Genomic DNA, 20795 nt, shown 5'->3' on the forward strand with positions numbered 1-20795 from the left:
ACTGATGTCGCGTATCTCGAAGGTGGCCGCCGTCATGGCAGGTACCGGTGCCCTGATCGCCGGCGGTGCCGGCATGGCCGTCGCCGACGCCGGTGCGGAGGCCGTCGCCGCGCACTCCCCCGGTGTCCTTTCGGGCAACGTCGTCCAGGTGCCCGTCAACATCCCGGTCAACGTGTGCGGCAACACGGTGAACGTGATCGCGCTGCTGAACCCGGCGTTCGGCAACACCTGCGCGAACGTGTCGGACAACCACGAGACCAAGGGCGAGAGCGGCTACGGCCACTGATCATCCAAGGCGTCCCAGGGCCTCCCCTCTCCGCCTGACGCGGGGAGGGGAGGCCCTGCCGTGTCCCGGGGCGACCGGTGCGGCTCAGACGTAGCGGTAGTACCGGCTGTGATCCATCAGCCGGGAGGGTGCCACATCCCACGGCGGCATCGGCTGACCGGACGCGAAGACGCGCCCTCGCTGCGGGTCGTCGGCGGGGAGCGCTCGGGCGGGCAGGTAGCGGGAGCGCGGGTGTGCCTTCTGCCAGCGGGCCCAGAGCAGGTCGATGAAGGCGTGGTGCAACCAGAAGACGGGGTCGTCGGGTGATGCCGCACCCGCCATGGACCCGCCGACCCAGCGGTGCACCCGGTTGTGGTTGGCCACCCCGCGGCCCCCTCTGATGCCCCAGCCCTCGATCCGGTTCCGGAAGCCGGTGGTGCTGACGCTGTTCCAGGGCGCGGCGTCGTACACCGGATCACGCAGCGCCCGGTCCACCTCCGCCGGCCCGGGGAGGGTGACCGGCGCGGAGGGCCTGCCGAAATTGCGCCGCAGGAAGGGGTCGTCGGTGACTCCGGCGCGGATACGCCAGTTCCCCTGCCGGTAGGCGAACGCCCCGGTCATGACCTGCCGGTCGCCCGGCCTGCCGTTGCCGCCGAGGAAGTCGTCCGCCCAGAGGGAGGCGGTCGCCGTGTTGTCCCGCGTCCAGTCCCAGTACGGGAGCGACACACGGGAGTCGACGGCCCTCAGCGCCCCCTCGAACTCCAGCAGGTACTGACGGTGCCAGGGGAAGAAGGACGGGGTCATGTGAGCGGGCCGTGGCCTGTTCTCGCTGTCCATGACGTAGTACTGCCGGTGCAGGGCGACGAACTCGTCGTAGCGCCCCGAGCGTTTGAGCTCGAGGATCGCGTCGACCAGTCGTTTCTTCTCGGTACGCGTGAGGTCGCGCTGGTTCTTGCGGCTGTACACCCGTGCTCCGTCCTCAGATGGTGTGCGGAGAGACGGCGGGCAACCTGGCCGTGCCGAGTTCGTCGACCGCCGCGCGGGCCGTCTCGACGAGTGTCGGGAACGACTCGTAGTGGTTGACGGAGCTGAGATAGCTCCCGTCGGCGCGCCTCATCACGTGCAGCGCCCTCCCGTCGATGCTCACGTCGATGCCGGGCGTCCCGGCGACGGCTCCGTCCCCCTCGGTGTGCGGCCGCGCGCCGGCCTGCACGACGGCCGTCGAGGTGCCCCGGATGCGCCGGCCCCTGTAGAGCTCGGAGAAGCGCTCGGGTCCCACGGCGTCGCGTTCCTGGGTACCGCCTACGGGCCCCTGCCCGCCGAGGAGGACCGGGACGAGCGCGCCGCCGGTGCCGGCGACCACAGCCGCGGTGAAGGCGGTGCGCAGGACCGCGCGGCGGGCCGGCGACGGGGTGCGGGTGTCGGGCTTCATGGTGGGTGGACCTCCCTCTCGTCCGTTCCAGCGAGGTCTCTCGCTCGAGTGGGCAACGAGACCGGGGGCGAACGGTTCTCGTCCGAGGACATCACGCGACGGTGGGAATTGTCCGGCCCCTCCGGTCGTGTCGGCCGCCGGGTACCTCCCGCCGGGCCCAGCATGGTCTCCCGAGCTACCGGAGGTTGTGCATGGAAGCGCCGGCCCAGGTGCCCCAGGACCGCGTACAGGTGACCGCAGGCGCCGACCTGGCCGATCCGGCGTTCTGGCGGCTGCCACGGTCCGAGCGGCTGGCCGCGTTCGCCCGGCTGAGGGAGCTCGACGCACCGGCGCGGTTCACTCCTCGGACGGGGTCGCGGACGCCGTTCCACGCGTTGGTCAGGTACGCGGACGTGAAAGCGGCCAGCCGGCAGCCGCAGTTCTTCGCCAGCGCCCCCGGTGTCACCGTTCCGGAACCGGCTCCCTGGGCCAAGGCGGTCTTCGGCAACTCCATGGTCAACCTGGACGGCGCCGAGCACGCGGGACTGCGCAGGACCATCTCCCGTGCCTTCACGCCGAGGCTGCTGGCCGCCGCTGAGGAGAACATCGGCGCGGTCGCCCGGCGGCTGGTGGACGAGGTGATCACCGAGGGCCCCGGTGACTTCATGCGCTCGGCCCCGGCCCGCATGCCGTTCGAGGTCATCTGCGACCTGATGGGCATTCCCGCTCGCCACCGGGCCGGGATCGCCGCACGGATCGACCACGCGTCGCAGTACGTCGGAGTACAGCGACGCGGCCGCGCCCGGCTGCGGGTACCGGGGCGCGGACTGCGCTCGCTGGCGCGCATGCAGTGGGAGATGTCGGGCATCGCCCGTGAGCGGCGCCGCGTCCCGGCGGACGACGTCATCTCGGCGCTCGTCCGCGCGGACGTCGGCGGACAGTCCCTCTCCTCCCGCCAGCTCGGCGCCTTCTTCTCGCTGCTGCTGGTGGCCGGTGTGGAGACCACCCGGAACGCGATCGCGCACGGGATGGCCCTGCTGACAGCGCATCCGGACCAGAGGGCCCTCCTGGAGTCCGACTTCGACCGTCACGCCGACGGGGCGGTCGACGAGATCGTCCGGCACTCGACGCCCATCATCCAGTTCCGCAGGACGGTGGCGGCCGAGTGCGCGCTGGGCGGCACCACCTTCCTGCCGGGGGAAAAGGTCGTTCTCCTCTACGCCTCCGCGAACCGGGACGCATCCGTCTTCGACGCCCCCGACGCCTTCGACATCACCCGGTCCCCCAATCCGCACCTCGGCTACGGCGGCGGGGGTCCTCATCACTGCCTTGGCGCTCATCTGGCGAAACTGGAGATGAAGGCCCTCTTCAGGGAAATGCTCACGCGACTGGGGGGCGTCCGGGTCTCGGGCGACGCGGTTCTTGTCGATTCGAATTTCGACAACCGGGTACGTTCCCTTCCTTTCACCTTCGGGAAGCCTCACCCGAACGGGCCGCTCTGAACCTCCGCGTGTCGCGAATGGGCTATTCACGGACGGTCCCGCAGCCCGTCGTCAGGTCTTTCTCCTTAGGGTCGACAGGGCCGGACAGGCCGAAATCCAAGGAGCAGCCGTGCCCGTACAGCGCCGTCTCATGAAATTCGGCATCGGAGCGACCGCGCTCTGCCTGCTCGTCGGCGGCGCGGTCCTCGCCGACCACGACGCCACGGACACGCAGGCCGGCAAGGGTGCCGCCCGGGGAGCGCCGGAGCCGGTCAGGACGACCGCGATCGGCGCCTATCTGGACTACGGGCCGCAGGGCGCGCAGCGGATGGAGGAGCTGTCGCGCTGGCTGGGCGGTACGGAACTGCGTGTCGGCCACAGCTATCTGCCCGGCGACCTGTGGGAGAACATCGAGGGCCGTCCCGGCTTCCTCGCCGCGTGGGCGGCGTGGCGGAAAGCGGACGAGGACCGGATGTTCGTGCTCAACACGCCCATGCTGGAACGGAACGAGGAACGAGTCCCCGACCACGAGGTGCGCGGGCTGCTGCGGGCCGGCGCCGAGGGCCGGTTCGACGAGCACTTCCGCAGGCTGGCCGAGCGTCTGGTCCTGCTGGGCGTGCCGGACACCGTGATCGTTCTCGGCTGGGAGATGAACGGGACGACGTACACGCACCGGTGCGGGCCCGATCCGGTCGCCTGGAAGGCGTACTGGAACCGCATCGTCACCGCGATGCGGTCCGTGTCCGGGCAGCGGTTCCGCTTCGACTTCGCGCCGAGCAGAGGGCGGGACGCCGTGCCGTGGACGGAGTGCTATCCGGGCGACGACGTCGTGGACGTCATCGGTATGGATTCCTACGACCAGCCTCCGGCGCGGACCTTCGACGAGCAGGTGGCCGAACCGTACGGCCTGCAGAAGCAGGTCGACTTCGCGGCGGAACACGGCAAGCCGATCTCGTTCCCGGAGTGGGGGCTGTTCCGCAACGGTGACAATCCCGAGTACATGCGCCGGATGCTGGAGTGGATCGAGCGGCACAAGCCGCTCTACCAGACGATCACGGACTACTGCCCGCACGGGGTGTGGCAGTGCGCCGACAATCCCCGTTCCTCCCAGGTGTTCCGCGAGGCACTGAGCGGTCTGCCGGACGCGCCGGAGCCCTCCGCGCCCGCTCCCGACCCGAGCGGGACTCCGACGGCGCCCGAGCCCGGCAAGCCCACGCCGTCGGCACCCGCCCCGGACACCAACGACCCCGGATGGTGCGTCACCCTTCCCCTGGGCGAGTGGTTCGGCCGGTGGCTCAGCGACCGCGACCTCTGTGTACGCGGCTGAAGCCACGCCCCGGCGGCGGCCCCGCCCGTCACGCGGGACGCGGCGGGGCGCCTCTCGGGTCGCTCACCATCCGGTCCACAGCAGGTGGTTGACCAGGAGGGCGACGACAGCCTGGGCGGCCAGCCAGCCGCGCCGGTCCACGTCCGGGAGGAGAGCGGCGGCGGGCATCAGCCAGACGACGAAGGGCTGCCAGATGCGCTCCGTCTCCGCCTTGCTCATCCCTGACAGATCCGCGACGGCGAGCGCCAGGAGGGCGGCCAGGGTGAGGAGCGCCAGTCGATGAGCGGGGGTCGCCGTGCCGGAACGCAGTCCGCGCAGGGCGGCGGGGGCGGAGGCCGCCGTACGGCGCAGGCCCGCGACGGCGGCAAGCCCCGCGGCCAGCGTGGTGCAGGCGAAGTTCGCCCAGACCCAGTAGGAGTAGGGGCGGGTCCCGCCGGCACCTTGGTGATAGCGCTCCACCAGCAGGTGGTAGGCCTCCCACCAGTTGAAGCCCGCCAGGGTGAAGGCCACGGGCACGGCCAGCGCGCCGATGACGAGGGGGCCGAGGGGCCGTGCCGTACGGGCCGCGACGAGGACCGCTGCCAGCATGACCGCGACGAGCGTCAGGCCGTAGCTCAGGTAGCAGGTCAGCCCGAACAGCAGCCCGGCACCCAGCGCGGTGGCCGCCGGGCGCCGGGCCGTACGGGTCGCGGCGAGAGCCAGCAGCGCCACGGACCATGCCGCGACAGCGGCGAAATAGCCGTCGGCCGAGGTGCCGGTCCAGACGGCGAAGGGGGCCAGGACGAGGAACGGGGCCGCGCGCCGCGCGAGGTGCTCATCCGTCAGCGCACGCAGTGCGACCAGGGCGGCCACCGCGGCGGAGCCGCCGAGCACGATGCACCACATACCCGCCCAGCCGCCGCCCTGGAGCCCTGCGCGGTCCAGGCCGACGAAGGTGAGGGTGGCGCCCGGCGGGTGTCCGGCGACGTGCGCGGGCCAGTTGCCCGGCGGACCGATCACGATGTGGTCGGTGAACCCGCGCAGGGCGGCGCCGATGTCGTCGAAACGGTCGATCACCCGCAGGTACTCGTGCTTGGTGGTCAGCCTGCGCGCGACCCCCCGGTACCAGCCCTCGATGAGGGCGAGCGAGAGGATCCAGGCCACCGAGCCCGCCCAGCACGTGAGGAGCAGCTTCCGCCAGGGGAGTGCGGCCGCGGCCCGGGGGCCGTGGACGACGACGGCCACCGCCACCGCCACCGCGGCCGGGGTGCCCGGACCGAGATGCGGGTCCCAGGAGGCGAGGAGAGGCGGCCAGTGGACCTGCAGGCTGCCGTCACCCTCCTGGATCACCCATCCGACCGCCATCGCCACCGCCACGAGCAGCACCCCCGCCCCTGCGGCCGTCAGGTCCTTCCGGCGGCCGGCCGGCCCGGTGGCACGGCGAGAGGGGTCGGGTTCGATGGTGCGGGCGCGGGATCCGCGTTGCTCGGTCGTCACGCAGGCACGCTACGCATACGCGGGCTCCCACGGGCGGTGCGACGCCGCCGCGTCACACAACCGTCAGATCCCCCGGCCGGAGGCACCCGGTGTGCGGGTCGGGTGACCTGTGCGCCCGACGGGCGGCGCCCACGTCAGACTTCCGTCAGGAGTCGTACCGCCCTCGCACCGGTGTCCCCGGCATAACGTCGCCCCATGGGCGACAGACGTCAGCGAACCGGTGCGCTCCGCACCTCCCTTCCCCTTCCCACCGACCCCGCCTTCTGGCGCAGTCCGGTGCGCGGGGTCCGCTTCACGGCCGTGCTCGGCCTGGTCCTCCTCGCCGGTATCCCCTTGCTGTTCGTGACCGGCCTGCTGTCGTACGCGGCGTACAACCCGGACCTCACCGCCGCGAACGACAAGACCCCGGCGAAGGGCCTGCTGGGCTTCTACCTGTTCGACTGGCCCACGGACCCCCACTGGCTGTACCGGCTGACCCAGGGGGTTCACGTCACCCTGGGCATCGTTCTCGTGCCCGTCCTGCTGGCCAAGCTGTGGTCGGTGGTGCCGAAGCTCTTCGCGCTGCCGCCGGTGAGGTCGGCCGGACACGCCCTGGAGCGTCTCTCGCTGCTCCTGCTCGTGGGCGGGGCGCTCTTCCAGTTCGTCACCGGCCTGCTCAACATCCAGCTGGAGTACCTGTTCCCCGGATCCTTCTATCCGCTGCACTTCTACGGGGCGTGGGTCTTCTTCGCCGCGTTCCTCACCCACACCTGCCTCAGACTCCCCCGGGCGCTACGGGTGCTGCGCCACGGCCTTCCCACGGCGGAGAGGGACGGACTGGCCTCGCCGGAGCCCGCCGCGCCGACGGTCTCGCGCCGTGGCGCCCTGGCCGTCGTGGGGGCGGGGTCGCTGCTCCTCCTGGTCACCTCCGCCGGCCGGAGTTTCGACGGCGGACTGCGGCGGACGGCTGTGCTGACCCCGCGCGGCGGTGCCGAACCGGCTCCGGGGCCCAACGGCTTCCAGATCAACAAGACCGCCGCGAAGGCGGGGATCCTCCCGGCCTGGACAGGGCGACGCTGGCGGCTCACCGTCGTCGGGCCGGCCGGGGAGGTCCGCCTGTCCCGCGCGGAGCTCCTGGCCATGACGCAGCACAGCGCGGCGTTGCCGATCGCCTGCGTGGAAGGATGGTCGACTTCCGACCAGTGGTGGCGCGGGGTCCGCCTGCGCGACCTCGCCGCGCTCGTCGGTCATCCCGTGGATCCGCCGGGAGTGCTGGTGGAGTCCCTCCAGCGTGGCGGACCGTTCCGGACGGTGGGGCTCAGGGACAACCAGGTGCGCGACCCGCGTTCCCTGCTGGCGCTGGACGTCAACGGTGAGCGGCTCTCCCCCGATCACGGTTATCCGGCGCGGGTCGTCGTGCCCGCCGCCCCGGGTGTGATGAACACCAAATGGGTGAGCCGCCTGACGTTCGGAGAGCTGTGAAGAGGGTGCTGCGCCGCTGGTACGGGGAAGGTCCGCTCCATCTCCTGCTGATGGCCGTCTCGTTCACCCTCGCGGTCTACGCCGGGGTACGGCTGTTCGACGGGGACACCTTCATGATCCTGGTGTGGTTCGTGGGCGCCGCGCCGGCGCACGACCTGCTGCTGGTGCCGCTGTACGCGGCGGCTGACCGGGCCCTGCGGGTCCCCTTCGCGGGACGCCCCGGGCTGGTCGGTTTCGTACGCGTGCCGCTGCTCCTGTCCCTGCTGCTCCTGCTGATGTGGTTCCCCCTGATCACCCGTCACGCGGAGCGCTACGAGCCGGCGAGCGGGATGTCCCCCGACAGGTTCCTGGGGAACTGGCTGCTGGTCACGGCCGCGTTGTTCGGTCTGTCGGCGCTCTGGCTGGTGGTACGGACCGTCCGTGCGCGGCGCAGGGCGAGGAACGGGCGACCGCCGGCCTCCCACTGATCCACGGGCCGCCAGCCCTCGGACCGCGCGTACCCGAGCAGGGCGGTGACGCCGGTGCGGGCCCAGGGGAAGTGCGGTGCGGCACCGGCCTGTTCCCGGCCGTCGTCGAGGCGCACCTGGACCTGTTCGTCGACGTCGTGGGGCGCCGCCTCGGTGATGAGCAGTCCGTGCGGCGCCAGTACGGCGGCGACCCTGCGGAGCAGGGCGGAAGGGTCACCGCCGATTCCGATGTTGCCGTCGACGAGCAGCGCGGTTCCCCATCGGCCCTCCCCGGGCAGCGGCTCGAACACGCTGCGTCGGAGTGCCGAGCCGCCGAGCCGCTGGGTTCGCCCGATGGCGGCCTCGCTCACGTCGATGCCCAGCGCGCGGTGCCCACGGGCGGCCAGCGCGGCCACCAGCCGTCCGGGCCCGCAGCCGATGTCGATGACCGGCCCCTCGCTGCGGCGCAGCGCCGACAGGTCCGCGGCGTCGGCGTCCGCGCACCAGCGTTCGATGTCCAGGGGCAGCAGCCACCCGTCCTTCCTGCGGAGGAAGAGCGGCCCGCGCCCCCGGCTCAGCGCACGCGCGTACGGATCAGCCGCCCAGGGGGCCTGGTCCGTGCCGGCCGGTGGCAGCACCGTGCTCATCGGGCCACCGCCCCGCCGAGTCGGGTGAGGGCGTCGGCGAAGCGTCCGTGCGGCGCGACGGCGGCGACGTGCAGGGCGTCCTGCGCGGTGTCCACGTCGCGCAGCACGGGGAGATCCCGCACCGTGAGGCCCGCGCTCGTCAGGCGTGCTCTCTGGACGCTGCCCGTGACGGGCAGGGACATCGGCACGCCCCGTACGAGGCCGGGGTCGGGCACGGCCATGCCCAGGGCCCAGAAGCCTCCGTCCTCGGCGGGTCCGAACCATGCGTCGCAGTCGTCCCAGCCGCCGGGTGAGAGCGCGGGGGACAACAGGGCGGAGGTGATCTGCGGGGTGTCCATGCCGATGAGGAGGGCAGGTCCCGTACAGGTGCCGAAGGCCCCGGCGATGCGCTCGTCGAGGGTTCCCGCGCACTGCGGCAGTACGTCGAACCCCGGGGGCATCCAGGGGCCGGGGCGTCCTTCGAGGACGAGGACCCGCCGCTGTGCGGGCAGGGTGAGCACGGTCCGCAGCGTGTCCTCCAGCGCGGCGGCGGCGAGCTCCGCGGCTTCTCCGGGACCGAAGGGCGGTGTCAGCCGGGTCTTGACGCGGCCGGGAACCGGCTCCTTGGCGATGACCAGGAGCGTCGTGCCCCCGGTGCGCGGGTTCCGCGCGCTCACCGGGACGCCTCCGCGCGGACATCCGACGGGGTACGCGGCCCGGGCTGCCGCAGCACCGCACGCATGTCCCGTACCGCGTGCCAGGTCCCCAGCCAGGTGCCCGTGACCTTGGACTTTCCCGTCCGGGGCAGGTACGGCACATCCGTCTCGTCGACGCGCAGCCCCGCGTCAGCGGCTCGCACCACCATTTCCAGCGGATAGCCGCTGCGGCGGTCCGTCAGGCCGAGAGCCAGCAGCGCTTCCCGTCGCACGGCCCGCATGGGCCCGAGGTCGTGCAGCCTCAGTCCGGTGCGGTGGCGGAGCATCCTGGACAGGGCGATGTTGCCCGCCCGCGCGTGCAGGGGCCACGCACCACGGGAGGTGGGACGGCGCCGGCCGAGAAGCAGGTCGCTCTCGCCCCCGGCGAGCCGCCGGACGAAGCCGGGGAGCAGCGCGGGGTCGAGCGAGCCGTCGCAGTCGCAGAAGCACACGTACTCCGCCTCGGCGGCGAGGAGTCCCGCGTGACAGGCCGAGCCGAAGCCCCGCCGCGGTTCGCGCACGACGGTGGCGCCGAGGGAGCGGGCGACGTCCGCCGAGCCGTCGGTGGAACCGTTGTCCACGACGATGGCCCTCCAGCCGTGGGGAACCCGGGCCAGTACCCGGGGCAGCGCCTCGGCCTCGTCGAGGCAGGGCAGAACGATGTCGGCGCGGACGAGGGCGGGGGGATCAGCCGGTGCGTAGTCGGTCACGTCGATCACCCTACGGAGCAAAACCCGGCATTTCGGGCTTCAGGTTCTTACGAATCGTGGACGTCGCCCCTCCGGCGTCCGAGGGGCCGCCCTCCGGACGGCCGGTGATGCCACAGTGGCGCCATGCAGAACACCTCCTCCCGTCCCCACCCCCGCTCCGCGGCCCCGACCGGGTACGAGGACGGCGTGTCGCACGGCCGCGTACTCGTGGTGGACGACGATCCGACCGTCGCCGAGGTCGTCACCGGGTATCTCGAACGCGCGGGCTACGGCGTCGAGCGTGCCGATGACGGGCCCTCGGCACTGCGACGCTTCTCGGCACTGCGGCCCGACCTGGTGGTGCTCGACCTGATGCTGCCCGGCATGGACGGCTTCGAGGTGTGCCGCCGGATGCGCGCGCACGGGCCCGTACCCGTCGTGATGCTCACCGCCAGAGGGGACGAGGACGACAGGATCCTGGGACTGGAGACCGGTGCGGACGACTACGTGACCAAACCCTTCAGCCCCCGCGAGCTCGTGCTGCGGGTGGAGGCCGTCCTGCGCCGCAGCCGGGAGGCGGGCCCCTCCTCCGCCCCCCGGCTCGGCGCGGCGGGGATCGGCCTGGAGCCCCTCGCCCGCCGTGCGACCCGGGACGGCCGGGACCTCGGTCTCACACTCCGCGAGTTCGATCTGCTCGCGTTCTTCCTGAGCCACCCGGGGCGGGCGTTCACCCGTGAGGAGCTGATGCGGCAAGTGTGGGGCTGGGACTTCGGTGATCTGTCGACGGTGACGGTCCATGTGCGGCGGCTGCGCGGCAAGGTCGAGGCCGACCCGGCGCGTCCGGGTCTGATCCGGACCGTGTGGGGCGTGGGTTACCGCATGGACCTGCCGGACGACGACACCCCGGGGAACTGACCCATGGCCGACATCCTGCTCATCGCCCTCCTCGCCCTCCTGGGCGCCGCTGCGGCCGGGCTGCTGGGCGCCCTGGCCCTGCGGCTGCTGCGCCGCCGCCCCCTGGTGGTCTCCCTGGCGGTCGTCGCCGCGGTGGCCGTGGGGGCCATGCTGGCCGGGACCCTGACGGTGGCCTGGGCGATGTTCCTCTCCCCGCACGATCTGACGGTGGTGACGACCGTCGTCGCCATGGCCGCCGCGGCGTCACTCGCCACCGCCATGCTGCTGGGCCGATGGGTGGCCGCCAGGAGCCGGGATCTGACACTGGCCGCCCGTTCCTTCGGCGAAGGGGGCGTCTTCGCGGCCCCGGAGGGTCAGGCCACCGCGGAGCTCGCCGAACTCACACGCGAACTGGCGGCCACCAGCGCGAAGCTGGAGAGCTCCCGCGAACGCGAGCGCGCCCTCGAGACGTCGCGCCGGGAGCTCGTCGCCTGGATCTCCCATGACCTCCGCACGCCGCTGACCGGCCTGCGTGCCATGGCGGAGGCATTGGAGGACGGCATGGCGGTGGACACCGACCGCTACCTGCGGCAGATGCGCCGGGAGGTGGAGCGCATGAACGGCATGGTCGGTGATCTCTTCGAACTCTCCCGGATCCACGCGGGGTCGCTCACCCTGACCCCCGCCCGGGTGTCCGCCCACGACCTGGTGGGCGACGCGCTCGCCGGTGCCCATCCCCTGGCCCGTGAACGCGGTGTCCGTCTGATCGGCGACCCGGTCGACGCGGTGCCCGTGGAGGTCGACAGCAAGGAGATGAGCCGCGTCCTGGGCAATCTGCTCGTCAACGCGATCCGGCGGACACCCGCCGACGGAACGGTCGCGGTGGCCGCGCAGAGGTCGCCCGAGGGTCTCGTGCTCTCGGTGACCGACGGGTGCGGCGGGATTCCGGAGGAGGACCTGGCGCGCGTCTTCGACACCGGCTGGAGGGGCAGCCCGGCCCGTACCCCGCCGGCGGGGGCGGGCCTCGGGCTCGCGATCGTGCGCGGGATCGTCGAGGCGCACCACGGCCGGGCGGACGTGCGCAACGTGTCGGGTGGGTGCTGCTTCGAGGTCACCCTCCCCGTCGCCCCGGGCTGAGGCCCGGCCCCTCACCGGGGTGCCCGCTCACCGCGTTCGCCTGCGCCCCGCAGCGGCGCCGTGGCGAACTCCCTCATGCCCGCGGCGAAATCCGTCTCCGGCTTCCAGCCGAGCTCGTCGCGGAGCCGGCGTGAGTCCGCGGTCACATGACGCACGTCGCCGAGCCGGTACTCACCGGTGACGACCGGCGCCGGACCACCGTGGGCGGATGACAGGGCCCGGGCCATCTCGCCGATGGTGTGCGGGGTGCCGCTCCCCGTGTTGTAGGCGTCGAAGGTGCCCGGACGCCGTTCCGTCAGCGCCGCGAGGGCCGCGGCGTTGGCCGCCGCCACGTCGCGTACGTGCACGAAGTCGCGCCGTTGTCCGCCGTCCTCGAACACCCGGGGTGCCTCGCCACGGGACAGGGCCGAACGGAAGAAGGAGGCGACACCGGCGTAGGGGGTGTCGCGCGGCATCCCCGGGCCGTAGACGTTGTGGTAGCGCAAGGCGACGGCCCGGCCGCCCGTCGCGCGCGCCCAGGCGGCGGCGAGGTGCTCCTGGGCGAGTTTCGTCGCCGCGTACACGTTGCGCGGGTCGCCGGCTGCCTCCTCGGTGACCAGCCCGGGCAGCAGCTCCGAGCCGCAGGCGGGGCAGCGCGGTTCGAACCGGCCGGCGTCGAGGTCGGCCACCGCCCTCGGCCCGGGCCTGACGGAGCCGTGCCGGGCGCAGTCGTACCGGCCTTCGCCGTAGACCACCATGGAACCGGCGAGCACCAGGTCCCGGATCCCGGCCGCGGCCATCTCGGTGAGCAGCACCGCCGTGCCCAGGTCGTTGCATCCGACGTACTCCGGCGCGTCCGCGAAGTCCGTGCCGAGACCCACCATCGCCGCCTGATGGCACACGGCATCGATCCCGCCGAGCGCTCCGGCCACCGCCGCCCGGTCCCGTACGTCCGCGACGATCGTCCGGACACCGGTGGGCAGGCCACCTTGCCCCGGCGCCCCAGGCGCGGCCGGGCGGCCGTGCGCGGCGGGCAGCAGGGCGTCGAGGACCACCGGCTCGTGCCCCGTGGAGGCGAGAGTCCGGACGATGTGGGACCCGATGAACCCGGCACCGCCGGTGACCAGTACGCGCATGGCCGCCACGCTAGGCCGCCGGGGGCGGCGAAGGGCGGTGCGGCACGCCCACGTCACCGGACCGTAAGGACCGCGAGGACACGCCGGGGCGGTGCGGTGTCCCGTGTCCCCGGCGGCTGCCGGCGCGCGGCACGGCTGATGACAGGTACCGTCGGCTGCTCGGGGTGTGTCACTCCGGCGGCCCGGGGTGTGTCCCTCCGACGCGTCGCTTCCCGATCACCCGGGTCTCTTCGATACTGGTCCCGTACACCTGAGACATGAGGTCCTGACTCACGCTGACGGGCGGTCAGTACGTTCGGCCGGCCGTCACGCTCTTCCCAGGAGGAACCGTTGCGCATGCTCATCAACGTGCCGGAGACCGTCGTCGCGGACGGCCTGCGCGGTCTGGCCGCCGCCCACCCGGAGCTGGTCGTGGACGTCGAGAACCGCCTGGTCGTCCGCCGTGACGCCCCGATGGCCGGCAAGGTGGGCCTCGTGTCGGGCGGCGGGTCCGGGCACGAGCCGCTGCACGCGGGGTTCGTCGGACCCGGGATGCTGTCCGCGGCGTGCCCCGGAGAGGTCTTCACCTCGCCGGTGCCGGACCAGATGGTGCGGGCGGCCGCCGCGGTCGACAGCGGAGCCGGGGTGCTGTTCGTCGTGAAGAACTACACCGGGGACGTGCTGAACTTCGACATGGCCGCCGAACTCGCCGAGGACGAGGGCGTGCGGGTCGCCAGGGTCCTGGTCGACGACGACGTGGCGGTGTCCGACAGCACGTTCACGGCGGGCCGGCGCGGCACGGGGGCGACTCTGTTCGTCGAGAAGATCGCCGGCGCCCTCGCCGACGAGGGGGCGCCGCTGGAGCGCGTCGAGTCCCTGGCCAGGCGGGTGAACGAGTGCTCGCGGAGCTTCGGGGTGGCTCTCAGCTCCGTCACCACCCCGGCGAAGGGCACACCGACGTTCGATCTGCCGCCGGGCGAGCTGGAACTGGGTATCGGCATCCACGGCGAGCCCGGCCGGGAGCGCCGCCCGATGATGACGTCCGGGGAGATCGCCGACGTCGCGGTCCACGCGGTGCTGGAGGACCTGCGGCCCACCGGTCCCGTACTGGTGCTGGTCAACGGCCTGGGCGCGACTCCGCTGCTGGAGCTGTACGGGTTCAATGCCGAGGTGCAGCGGGTCCTGTCGGAGCGGGGCGTCGCGGTGGCTCGTACCCTGGTGGGCACCTACGTGACGTCGCTGGACATGGCAGGCTGCTCGGTGACGCTCTGCCAGGTGGACGAGGAGATGGTGCGGCTCTGGGACGCGCCGGTACAGACGCCCGCGCTCCGCTGGGGCCGGTGAACGGGGACTTTCCACCGTGTGTGAGGAACAGGAGATCTTGTGCTCGACACCGATTTCTTCCGCCGCTGGATGGCTGCCACCGCGGCTGCCGTCGACCGTGAGGCGGACCGGCTGACCGAGCTGGACGCCGCGATCGGGGACGCCGATCACGGGAGCAACATGCGGCGCGGCTTCGCGGCGGTGAACGATGTGCTCGACAAGGAGCCCCCCGCGACGCCGGGGTCCGTGCTGACGCTGGCAGGCAGACATCTGATCTCCACGGTCGGCGGGGCTTCCGGTCCCTTGTACGGAACCCTGCTGCGCCGCACGGGAAAGGCCCTGGGCGACGCGGCGGAGGTGACACCCGGTCAGCTGGCCGAGGCCCTCGGGGCGGGGGTCGCCGCGGTGGCACAGCTCGGCGGGGCGCAGGCCGGGGACAAGACGATGCTCGACGCCCTGCTCCCCTCGGTCGAGGTAGTGGGCGAATCGTTCGGGCAGGCCCGGGACGCCGCGCTGGCCGGCGCCCTGGCGACCGTGCCGCTGCGGGCGCGTAAGGGCAGGGCGAGCTATCTGGGTGAGCGCAGCATCGGGCACCAGGACCCCGGGGCCGCGTCGGCCGCGCTTCTGGTGGGGGCACTCGCCGAGGCGGCGGAGCAGAGGGGCGAGGGTGCGGCATGAGTGAGGAGAAGCAGGTGGGGATCGTGCTGGTCTCGCACAGCGGGCCGGTGGCGGAGGCCGTCGCCGAGCTGGCCAGAGGGCTGGCGGCGGGTGGGGCGACGGCCCCGATGGCGGCGGCCGGGGGTACCTCGGCCGGCGGGCTCGGGACGAGCTCGGAGCTGATCGCCGAGGCGGCGAGGAAGGTCGACAGGGGCGCCGGGGTGGCTCTGCTCGTGGACCTCGGGAGTGCGGTCCTCACGGTGAAGTCCATGCTGGCGGAGGGCGGTGAGCTGCCGGACGGGGCGCGGCTGGTGGACGCCCCGTTCGTGGAGGGCGCGGTCGCGGCGCTGGTGACGGCGTCGGCGGGGGGCGATCTGGGGACCGTGGAGGCGGCGGCAACGGACGCGTACGGTTACCGGAAGGCGTGAGGGTGACGGCCGCGCCCCCTCAGGGCGGGGCGGCCGGCGCGAGACGGTCGCGCGTGGGCTCAGGCCGCCGTGCGGGCCGCTCCGTCCGGAGTGAACTGTGTGGCCGTGGTGCAGGAGAACACCGCGCGGCTCCCGGACCGGGTGGTGGTCCGGGAGCCGCGCGGTGGCCGCGCGTGCGACGAGGCGTCAGGCGGCGGGTTCCGCCGCCCCGGCCGCGATCTGGATGCGCAGCTGCCGGGTGGCGCCGTTGACGGTCACCGCGAGCGTGAGGGCGCCCGGCCGGAGCGCGGTGAGAGTGCCGGTGCTGGGATCGAGCGTCGCGGTGTGGCGTCGGCGGGCGTCGTCCGCGTCCCCGATGTGGAGGTTCGGGGAACCCGTCCAGTCCACGCTGAGCGGGAAGGCCGCGGGCACGGTTCGCGTGCCCTGTGTGACGGACGCGCCCACCCTCGCCCGCTCTCCGGTGACGAGCGCGGGCGGGGCGTCGAGGGCCAGGGCGTCGACGTGGGCGCGGGTCTGGGCGGAGACCCAGTCGGGACCTCCCTCCCACGGCTGCCGGCGCGCCGCCGCCTGTTCGCCGTCCGAGACCCGGTCCGCGCCGATGAGGGTCCAGCCGGTGAAGCCCCCCTCACCCGCCGGTCCGGCCGGCGCCTTGCCCGAGTTCCCGTTGATCAGATAGGGGACTCCGTCCACGCGCGAGGCGTGGAAGACCCCGACGTGGCTGCCGACGAACGCGGCCCCCTTGCCCGTCGTGCGGCGGAGATCGGCGAGCCACTGCTCGACGAGTGCCGCCTCCTTGCGGTCGCTCAGCTGACTTCCCTTCTGCACCGTCGGATCGCGTGGAGGCACGTGCTCGATCAGCATGACGGAACCGACGGAGCGGTCCGCGGCCGCGGCGTCGAGCTGGGCGCGCAGCTCCTTGATCTGGGCGAAGCCGCCGCCACGCAGGCTGAGGCTCGACGTGTCCAGAGTGATGACCCGGGTCCCCTTGTGGTCGAACGTCCGCCGGGCCGGCCCGAAGTGTGTGACGAAGTTGTCGATCCTCCCGCCCATCACCTCGTGGTTGCCGGGCACGTAGTACCAGGGCAACGAGTCGCCCAGCTCCTCGTCGAGGATCCGGCGGGCGAAGGCGAGGTCGGCGGGTGATCCCTCGTCGACGAGGTCGCCGTTGACGACGAGGAAGTCGGGTCGCGCCGCCTTGATCTCCCGCAGGGTGCGTCGGGCCTGCTGGACGATGGCGCTGTCCGGATCGCGTGCGACGAACTGCGCGTCCGACATCACGGCGAACCGCCAGTCCCTGGCCCCGGTCACCGCGGCCGTGTCGACCAACGGGTCGGCGGCCTGCGGCTGTCCGGGCAGTTCCACGGTGGGCGGCACCTGGGCGGCGAGGTCGTCCACGACGATCTCGCCGGTGTACTGCCGGGCCGCGGCCGTCTCGGCGAGGTAGAAGCGGTGGACCGACAGCGGCGTCGCCACGCCCGGTGGCACGGTGAAGGTGACCTGCCGCCAGCCGTTCCAGGTGACGTAGGGCCCTCGTAGGAGCTGGTCGGAACCCGCCGCGTCCTTGAGGTGCAGAGTCGGCCAGGCACCGTTCCCGTCACCTTTGATCCAGAGGGTGAACGACTGGGGCTGGCCCGGGACGACGACGGGGCGCGGCGGTGCCGCGTAGGCGGCGCGCGTCGCCGTCGACCGCGAGAAGTCGTAGGTGAGGCGGAGACCGGCGCCGGTGTGCCCGTCCGGCGTCGCCCCGAGCGAACCGTCCGCGCGGGCCTGGCTGAACTTCCAGGTTCCGGCGTCGTCGAAGTCGGCGACAGCCTGCTCGGTGAGGCCGACACTCACCGCGAGGGTGGTGCTGACACCTGCGACCGTCGCCGTGATCCGTCCGGCGCCCGAACCGGTGAGGGATCTGACGGTGAAGGCTCCGCGGCCGTCGTCCTCGACGGCGAACTGCGTGCGGTCGTAGTCGAGCGTGAGGTCGCCCGGCTCGACGGGAGCACTCGTACCGTGGGCGTCGAGGCCGACGATGCCGAAACCGCCGGTGGCCGCTCGGTCCGCCAGTCCGACGCGCGGCGTGGTGGAGCGGATCCGGTCCAGCCGGTCGAGGACCGTGAGGCGGGTTCCGCCGCGGGCGCCGGCGCGTTCCGCGAGGACGTCGGTCGCGCCGCTGCGGCGCGCGGTGAAGACGCCCTGGTCGTCGACGCGGCCGATTGCCGGACTGACTGCGCGCCAGCGCGGGGAGCCCGGGGCGGGGCCGTACGTCTCGTCGAATCCGGCGGCCGTGAGCTGACGGGTCAGCCCCGGGAAGACCCGCTCGGGGTGACCTCCGCCGACCGGGCCGTCACCGGGGGCGGCGCTCGCCGGCGTACGGGTCTCGACCCAGAACCCTTCGAGCCGCCCGCTGCCGTCGGGGGCGGTCAGGGCGAGGCCGTTGGGGACCGTGCGCTCGCTGCCGTCGGAGGGGCTGTTCTCGACCTGGAGCACGTCGCTGCCCGGCTCACGGGCGACGAGTGTCGAGGAGCCTCCGCCGTCGAGGTTGAGCGCGCTGTACGAGCCGGCCCGGCGCATCATCTCGCCCAGCTCGGTGAGGGTGACACCGCCGCTGTCGGTCTGACGGCCGTCGACGGTGACGACCTGCATGGTCCGGCCGTCCTTAGAGAACCCTACGGCGGTGCGGGGCGCCGCGGTGTTGTTGCCCTCGCCGTCGTGGTTCTGCGCCGCCCCGTCGACGACGAGCAGTTCCCGGCCACCCACGGCGGTACGCGGCACCGCTCCGCCGTCGGTGCGTACCCGGTACTCGATGCCGACCGGGTCACCGGGCTCCAGTGCGGCCAGCAGGACCGCTCCGGCTTCCCTCCCCACCAGGATGACGGTGTCCTCGGGTACGGGCCCCGCCCCGGGGGCGTCCGTCACGGAGACGACCTCGCCGTCCCGTACCGCCACTTCGGTGGCGGGCTGCGCGTCGTCGACGGTGAGCGCCCGGTCGGCGCTGCCCCAGGCGGAGGTGTAGGCGCCCACTCCCTGGGCCGGGACGTTCGCCGCGTTGTACGCCGCGAGGGGGTGGGTTCCCGAAGGGAGCGTCAGCGTGCCCTCGAAGTACAGCTCCAGGACGCGCCCCGCGTTCTCCGGCCCGATACCCACCGCGCGGTTGGCGCCCGGAGCCGGGGAGTGGACCGTCCGGCCGTCCTTCACGCCGGGCCCCTGGGGCGCTCCGGTCTGGTTGATGTCGAAGAAGTCCGCGTTGACCGCGGCGACGGTACGCCGGCCCTTCCCCGGATCGTGCCCGGCGGCGAGCTCGGAGACCGCGCGCCGGTCCGCGACCTTGCCAGAGGAGAGGTAGTCGGCTCGCACCCCGCTGCCTGCCAGATCGACGGAGAGGGTGTCGACCCGCAGCCACTTGTCGGACTCCAGGCGGTCGTACGAACTCAGCCGGACGCCGGGGGCGATGGGACGTGACGCACGGGCGGTCTCGATGCCGTCGCCGTCCACCACGGATCTCGGCCGGCCGGACGGGCCGCTCGCTGCGGGCGGGGTGACGGGCCTGAGGATCTCGGCGGTGGTGTGCGGGCGGGGGTCCGGAGTTCGGTCGGCGGCTGCGGGGGTGACGGTCCCGGCCGCCATCGCCCCGGCGGTCGCGAGCAGCACGAGTGGCCGCAGGGCGCTGCGGTAGGTGCCAAGGCCCACAAATCCTCCTGGTGCGGAGTGGATTGCGCGCGGAACGCGCCGTCGGCGGCCAGCATGACCGGGCCCGGCGGGACACACCAGAGGACAACGGGGACATCGGGAGGAACAGCGCGCGGCGAGGGGATGACTCCGGCGGTCCGCCCTCGGCGGGCCCGCGCGCTCCCCGGGGAGCCCTCGGCCGCTGGCCTTCCGGACGCCCGCCCCGCACACTTGACGACATGTCGACAGCCAAGCGCAGCGCGGGGATCCTGCTCTTCCGGGTCGTCGCCGGTGCGGACGGCCGGCCGGACGCCGAAGTACTGATCGGCCACATGGGTGGTCCGTTCTGGGCCCGGCGCGAGACGGCGGCCTGGTCGATCCCCAAGGGCGAGTACGCGCCCTCGGAGGAGCCCGCGGCCGCCGCGCGCCGTGAGTTCGAGGAGGAGCTCGGGCTGCCTCTCCCGGAGGGCACCTGGGTGTCGCTGGGCGACACACGTCAGTCCGGCGGCAAGACCGTCACCGTATGGGCCGTGGAAGCCGGGCTGGACCCTGCCACTGCGGTTCCGGGCACCTTCACGACGGAGTGGCCGCGGGGCTCCGGTGTACTGCGGGAGTTCCCGGAGATGGACCGGTTCGCCTGGTGCACCCCGGAAGAGGCCCTCGAACGGCTGGTGGCGGGTCAGCGGGTCTTCGTCGAGCGGTTGCGTGCACACGTACGGGAGGGCCGCTCCTCTTCGGGGGCATAGGCGCCGGAGCCCGTGTCCGCGTGCCTCCGAGGGGGCCGGCGCGTTCCCGCGCCGCGCTCGCGTCCGGAGGGGGCCGGGTCCGTCCCGCGCTCCTTTCCGGCCGATTCTCATGACAGGAGCATGATAAGTACGGAGACTTGGGCATAGCTCAAAGGCCCGGGAGACTGTGGCCGGCCACACCGGTGACGCAGTTCCCTCCCTCCGCTCGGAACGTTCCGTTCCGGCCGGAACCGACTCACCCTCGAGTGAAGGGACAGCAATGCCGCACTCCTTATGGCTCAAGGCCGCCGGAACCGCCGCCGCGGTCACCCTGGCCGCAGCGACAGCAGCGCACGCCACGCCCCCGCCGGAGTCCCCCGTGACGAAGGAGGCGGCCGCGGTGGTGACGCTCCGCTACGACGACAGCAGGGCAGTCGGATGGGAGGCGGCGGTCACCGCCGGGGTCGCCTCGTGGAACCGGAACGTCGGCAGTGTCAGGCTGGTCGAAGCGGCACCCGGGACCAGGGCCGAGATCCAGATCGTCGCCACGAGCGGATGGCCGCAGGCGACACTCGGCCCGGTGCGCCCGGGCGGCCAGGTTCGTGTCGAGCTCGGCAGCCAGGCCGTGTCACAGGGGTACGACAGGACCCGCATCGCCGCCCACGAGATCGGCCACAGCCTGGGCCTGCCCGACACCAAACCCGGCCCCTGCTCCCAGCTGATGTCGGGATCGAGCGCGGGGACCGCGTGCAGGAACGCCGTTCCGAACGCGACCGAGCGGGGCCGCGTGGAGTCCGCCTACGCCAACGGCCTCGCCTCGCCCACTTCTTCCGGCGGCCGGCTCCTGGTGGACGCGCCGTAGGTCCTGGTCCTGTGACCGACGCCCGCGCCGGGGCGGGCGGCTCGGCGATCCCGCGAGGCGGGGCGCTCGAAGCCGGGCCGCGCCGGGTCCGCGCCGGGGCGGCCTGTCCCGCGCCGGGTCCGCGTCGGGGCGCCCGTCCGG

The 20795-nt window shown here is 73.1% G+C and carries 19 protein-coding genes; 11 read left to right on the forward strand and 8 right to left on the reverse strand.

Annotated features, from left to right (window positions below; translation table 11 throughout):
* Positions 1 to 4: 4 nt before the first annotated feature.
* Entirely contained in the window at positions 5 to 286 is a 282-nt protein-coding gene (locus ACHFIV_RS16920; RefSeq protein ID WP_398969109.1) for a chaplin, read from the forward strand.
* A gap of 84 nt (positions 287 to 370) precedes the next feature.
* Here ACHFIV_RS16920 and ACHFIV_RS16925 read toward each other — a convergent pair whose 3' ends face one another.
* Positions 371 to 1231, reverse strand: coding sequence for a tyrosinase family protein (locus ACHFIV_RS16925; protein WP_398969111.1), 861 nt, complete (start codon positions 1229 to 1231; stop codon positions 371 to 373).
* 13 nt (positions 1232 to 1244) lie between these two features.
* Positions 1245 to 1697, reverse strand: coding sequence for a tyrosinase family oxidase copper chaperone (locus ACHFIV_RS16930; protein WP_398969114.1), 453 nt, complete (start codon positions 1695 to 1697; stop codon positions 1245 to 1247).
* A gap of 191 nt (positions 1698 to 1888) precedes the next feature.
* On the opposite strand from ACHFIV_RS16930, the gene ACHFIV_RS16935 reads away from it, so the two are divergent.
* Together ACHFIV_RS16935 and ACHFIV_RS16940 are read left to right on the forward strand one after the other, a co-directional pair.
* Positions 1889 to 3178 carry a cytochrome P450 gene (locus ACHFIV_RS16935; RefSeq protein ID WP_398969116.1) on the forward strand — a complete coding sequence of 430 codons (1290 nt, stop codon included), beginning with the start codon at positions 1889 to 1891 and terminating at the stop codon, positions 3176 to 3178.
* 109 nt (positions 3179 to 3287) lie between these two features.
* Positions 3288 to 4484 carry a glycosyl hydrolase gene (locus ACHFIV_RS16940; RefSeq protein ID WP_398969118.1) on the forward strand — a complete coding sequence of 399 codons (1197 nt, stop codon included), beginning with the start codon at positions 3288 to 3290 and terminating at the stop codon, positions 4482 to 4484.
* Between the two features lie 63 nt (positions 4485 to 4547).
* Here ACHFIV_RS16940 and ACHFIV_RS16945 read toward each other — a convergent pair whose 3' ends face one another.
* Positions 4548 to 5960, reverse strand: coding sequence for a hypothetical protein (locus tag ACHFIV_RS16945; RefSeq protein ID WP_398969121.1), 1413 nt, complete (start codon positions 5958 to 5960; stop codon positions 4548 to 4550).
* Between the two features lie 195 nt (positions 5961 to 6155).
* On the opposite strand from ACHFIV_RS16945, the gene ACHFIV_RS16950 reads away from it, so the two are divergent.
* Positions 6156 to 7421: a molybdopterin-dependent oxidoreductase gene (locus ACHFIV_RS16950; protein WP_398969124.1), complete on the forward strand. Its 1266-nt coding sequence runs from the start codon at positions 6156 to 6158 to the stop codon at positions 7419 to 7421.
* A 310-nt stretch (positions 7422 to 7731) separates the two neighbouring features.
* Here ACHFIV_RS16950 and ACHFIV_RS16955 read toward each other — a convergent pair whose 3' ends face one another.
* Genes ACHFIV_RS16955 through ACHFIV_RS16965 form a run of 3 tightly spaced genes read right to left on the reverse strand, consistent with a single transcriptional unit; the run spans position 7732 to position 9898 of the window.
* A complete protein-coding gene (locus ACHFIV_RS16955) occupies positions 7732 to 8514 on the reverse strand; it encodes a class I SAM-dependent methyltransferase (RefSeq protein WP_398969127.1) in 783 nt (260 codons plus the stop codon).
* Positions 8511 to 9170 (reverse strand): TIGR04282 family arsenosugar biosynthesis glycosyltransferase, encoded by a 660-nt coding sequence (locus tag ACHFIV_RS16960; RefSeq protein WP_398969130.1) that lies wholly within the window; start codon positions 9168 to 9170, stop codon positions 8511 to 8513. The genes ACHFIV_RS16955 and ACHFIV_RS16960 overlap by 4 nt, the downstream gene beginning before the upstream one ends.
* Positions 9167 to 9898, reverse strand: a complete 732-nt coding sequence (locus ACHFIV_RS16965) for a glycosyltransferase family 2 protein (RefSeq protein ID WP_398969132.1) — start codon at positions 9896 to 9898, stop codon at positions 9167 to 9169. Before ACHFIV_RS16965 ends, ACHFIV_RS16960 begins: the two co-directional genes overlap by 4 nt.
* A 123-nt stretch (positions 9899 to 10021) precedes the next feature.
* On the opposite strand from ACHFIV_RS16965, the gene ACHFIV_RS16970 reads away from it, so the two are divergent.
* Both ACHFIV_RS16970 and ACHFIV_RS16975 read left to right on the forward strand, forming a co-directional pair.
* Positions 10022 to 10792 carry a response regulator transcription factor gene (locus tag ACHFIV_RS16970; protein ID WP_398969135.1) on the forward strand — a complete coding sequence of 257 codons (771 nt, stop codon included), beginning with the start codon at positions 10022 to 10024 and terminating at the stop codon, positions 10790 to 10792.
* A 3-nt stretch (positions 10793 to 10795) separates the two neighbouring features.
* Positions 10796 to 11908, forward strand: coding sequence for a sensor histidine kinase (locus ACHFIV_RS16975; RefSeq protein WP_398969137.1), 1113 nt, complete (start codon positions 10796 to 10798; stop codon positions 11906 to 11908).
* Between the two features lie 11 nt (positions 11909 to 11919).
* Here ACHFIV_RS16975 and ACHFIV_RS16980 read toward each other — a convergent pair whose 3' ends face one another.
* Positions 11920 to 13023, reverse strand: coding sequence for an NAD-dependent epimerase/dehydratase family protein (locus ACHFIV_RS16980; protein ID WP_398969140.1), 1104 nt, complete (start codon positions 13021 to 13023; stop codon positions 11920 to 11922).
* Between the two features lie 330 nt (positions 13024 to 13353).
* Here ACHFIV_RS16980 and dhaK point away from each other — a divergent pair, with 330 nt between their 5' ends.
* From dhaK to ACHFIV_RS16995, 3 genes are read left to right on the forward strand one after another with little or no spacing between them, the layout of a single operon-like run.
* The gene (gene dhaK, locus ACHFIV_RS16985; RefSeq protein WP_398969142.1) at positions 13354 to 14346 is read left to right on the forward strand and encodes a dihydroxyacetone kinase subunit DhaK; all 993 of its coding nucleotides are present in this window, start codon (positions 13354 to 13356) and stop codon (positions 14344 to 14346) included.
* Between the two features lie 39 nt (positions 14347 to 14385).
* Positions 14386 to 15003, forward strand: coding sequence for a dihydroxyacetone kinase subunit DhaL (dhaL, locus tag ACHFIV_RS16990; protein ID WP_398969144.1), 618 nt, complete (start codon positions 14386 to 14388; stop codon positions 15001 to 15003).
* A complete protein-coding gene (locus ACHFIV_RS16995; RefSeq protein ID WP_398969147.1) occupies positions 15000 to 15410 on the forward strand; it encodes a PTS-dependent dihydroxyacetone kinase phosphotransferase subunit DhaM in 411 nt (136 codons plus the stop codon). Before dhaL ends, ACHFIV_RS16995 begins: the two co-directional genes overlap by 4 nt.
* Before the next feature lie 186 nt (positions 15411 to 15596).
* Here the strand turns inward: ACHFIV_RS16995 and ACHFIV_RS17000 are convergent, their stop codons facing one another.
* On the reverse strand, positions 15597 to 19025 hold the full coding sequence (locus tag ACHFIV_RS17000) for a phosphodiester glycosidase family protein (protein WP_398969716.1): 3429 nt from the start codon (positions 19023 to 19025) through the stop codon (positions 15597 to 15599).
* 281 nt (positions 19026 to 19306) lie between these two features.
* On the opposite strand from ACHFIV_RS17000, the gene ACHFIV_RS17005 reads away from it, so the two are divergent.
* Both ACHFIV_RS17005 and ACHFIV_RS17010 read left to right on the forward strand, forming a co-directional pair.
* A complete protein-coding gene (locus ACHFIV_RS17005; protein ID WP_398969150.1) occupies positions 19307 to 19813 on the forward strand; it encodes an NUDIX domain-containing protein in 507 nt (168 codons plus the stop codon).
* Positions 19814 to 20072: 259 nt separating this feature from the next.
* Positions 20073 to 20654, forward strand: a complete 582-nt coding sequence (locus tag ACHFIV_RS17010; RefSeq protein WP_398969152.1) for a snapalysin family zinc-dependent metalloprotease — start codon at positions 20073 to 20075, stop codon at positions 20652 to 20654.
* The last annotated feature ends 141 nt before the right edge of the window (positions 20655 to 20795 follow it).

It is taken from the genome of Streptomyces sp. ALB3 (assembly GCF_044385685.1).
GTDB lineage: Bacteria > Actinomycetota > Actinomycetes > Streptomycetales > Streptomycetaceae > Streptomyces.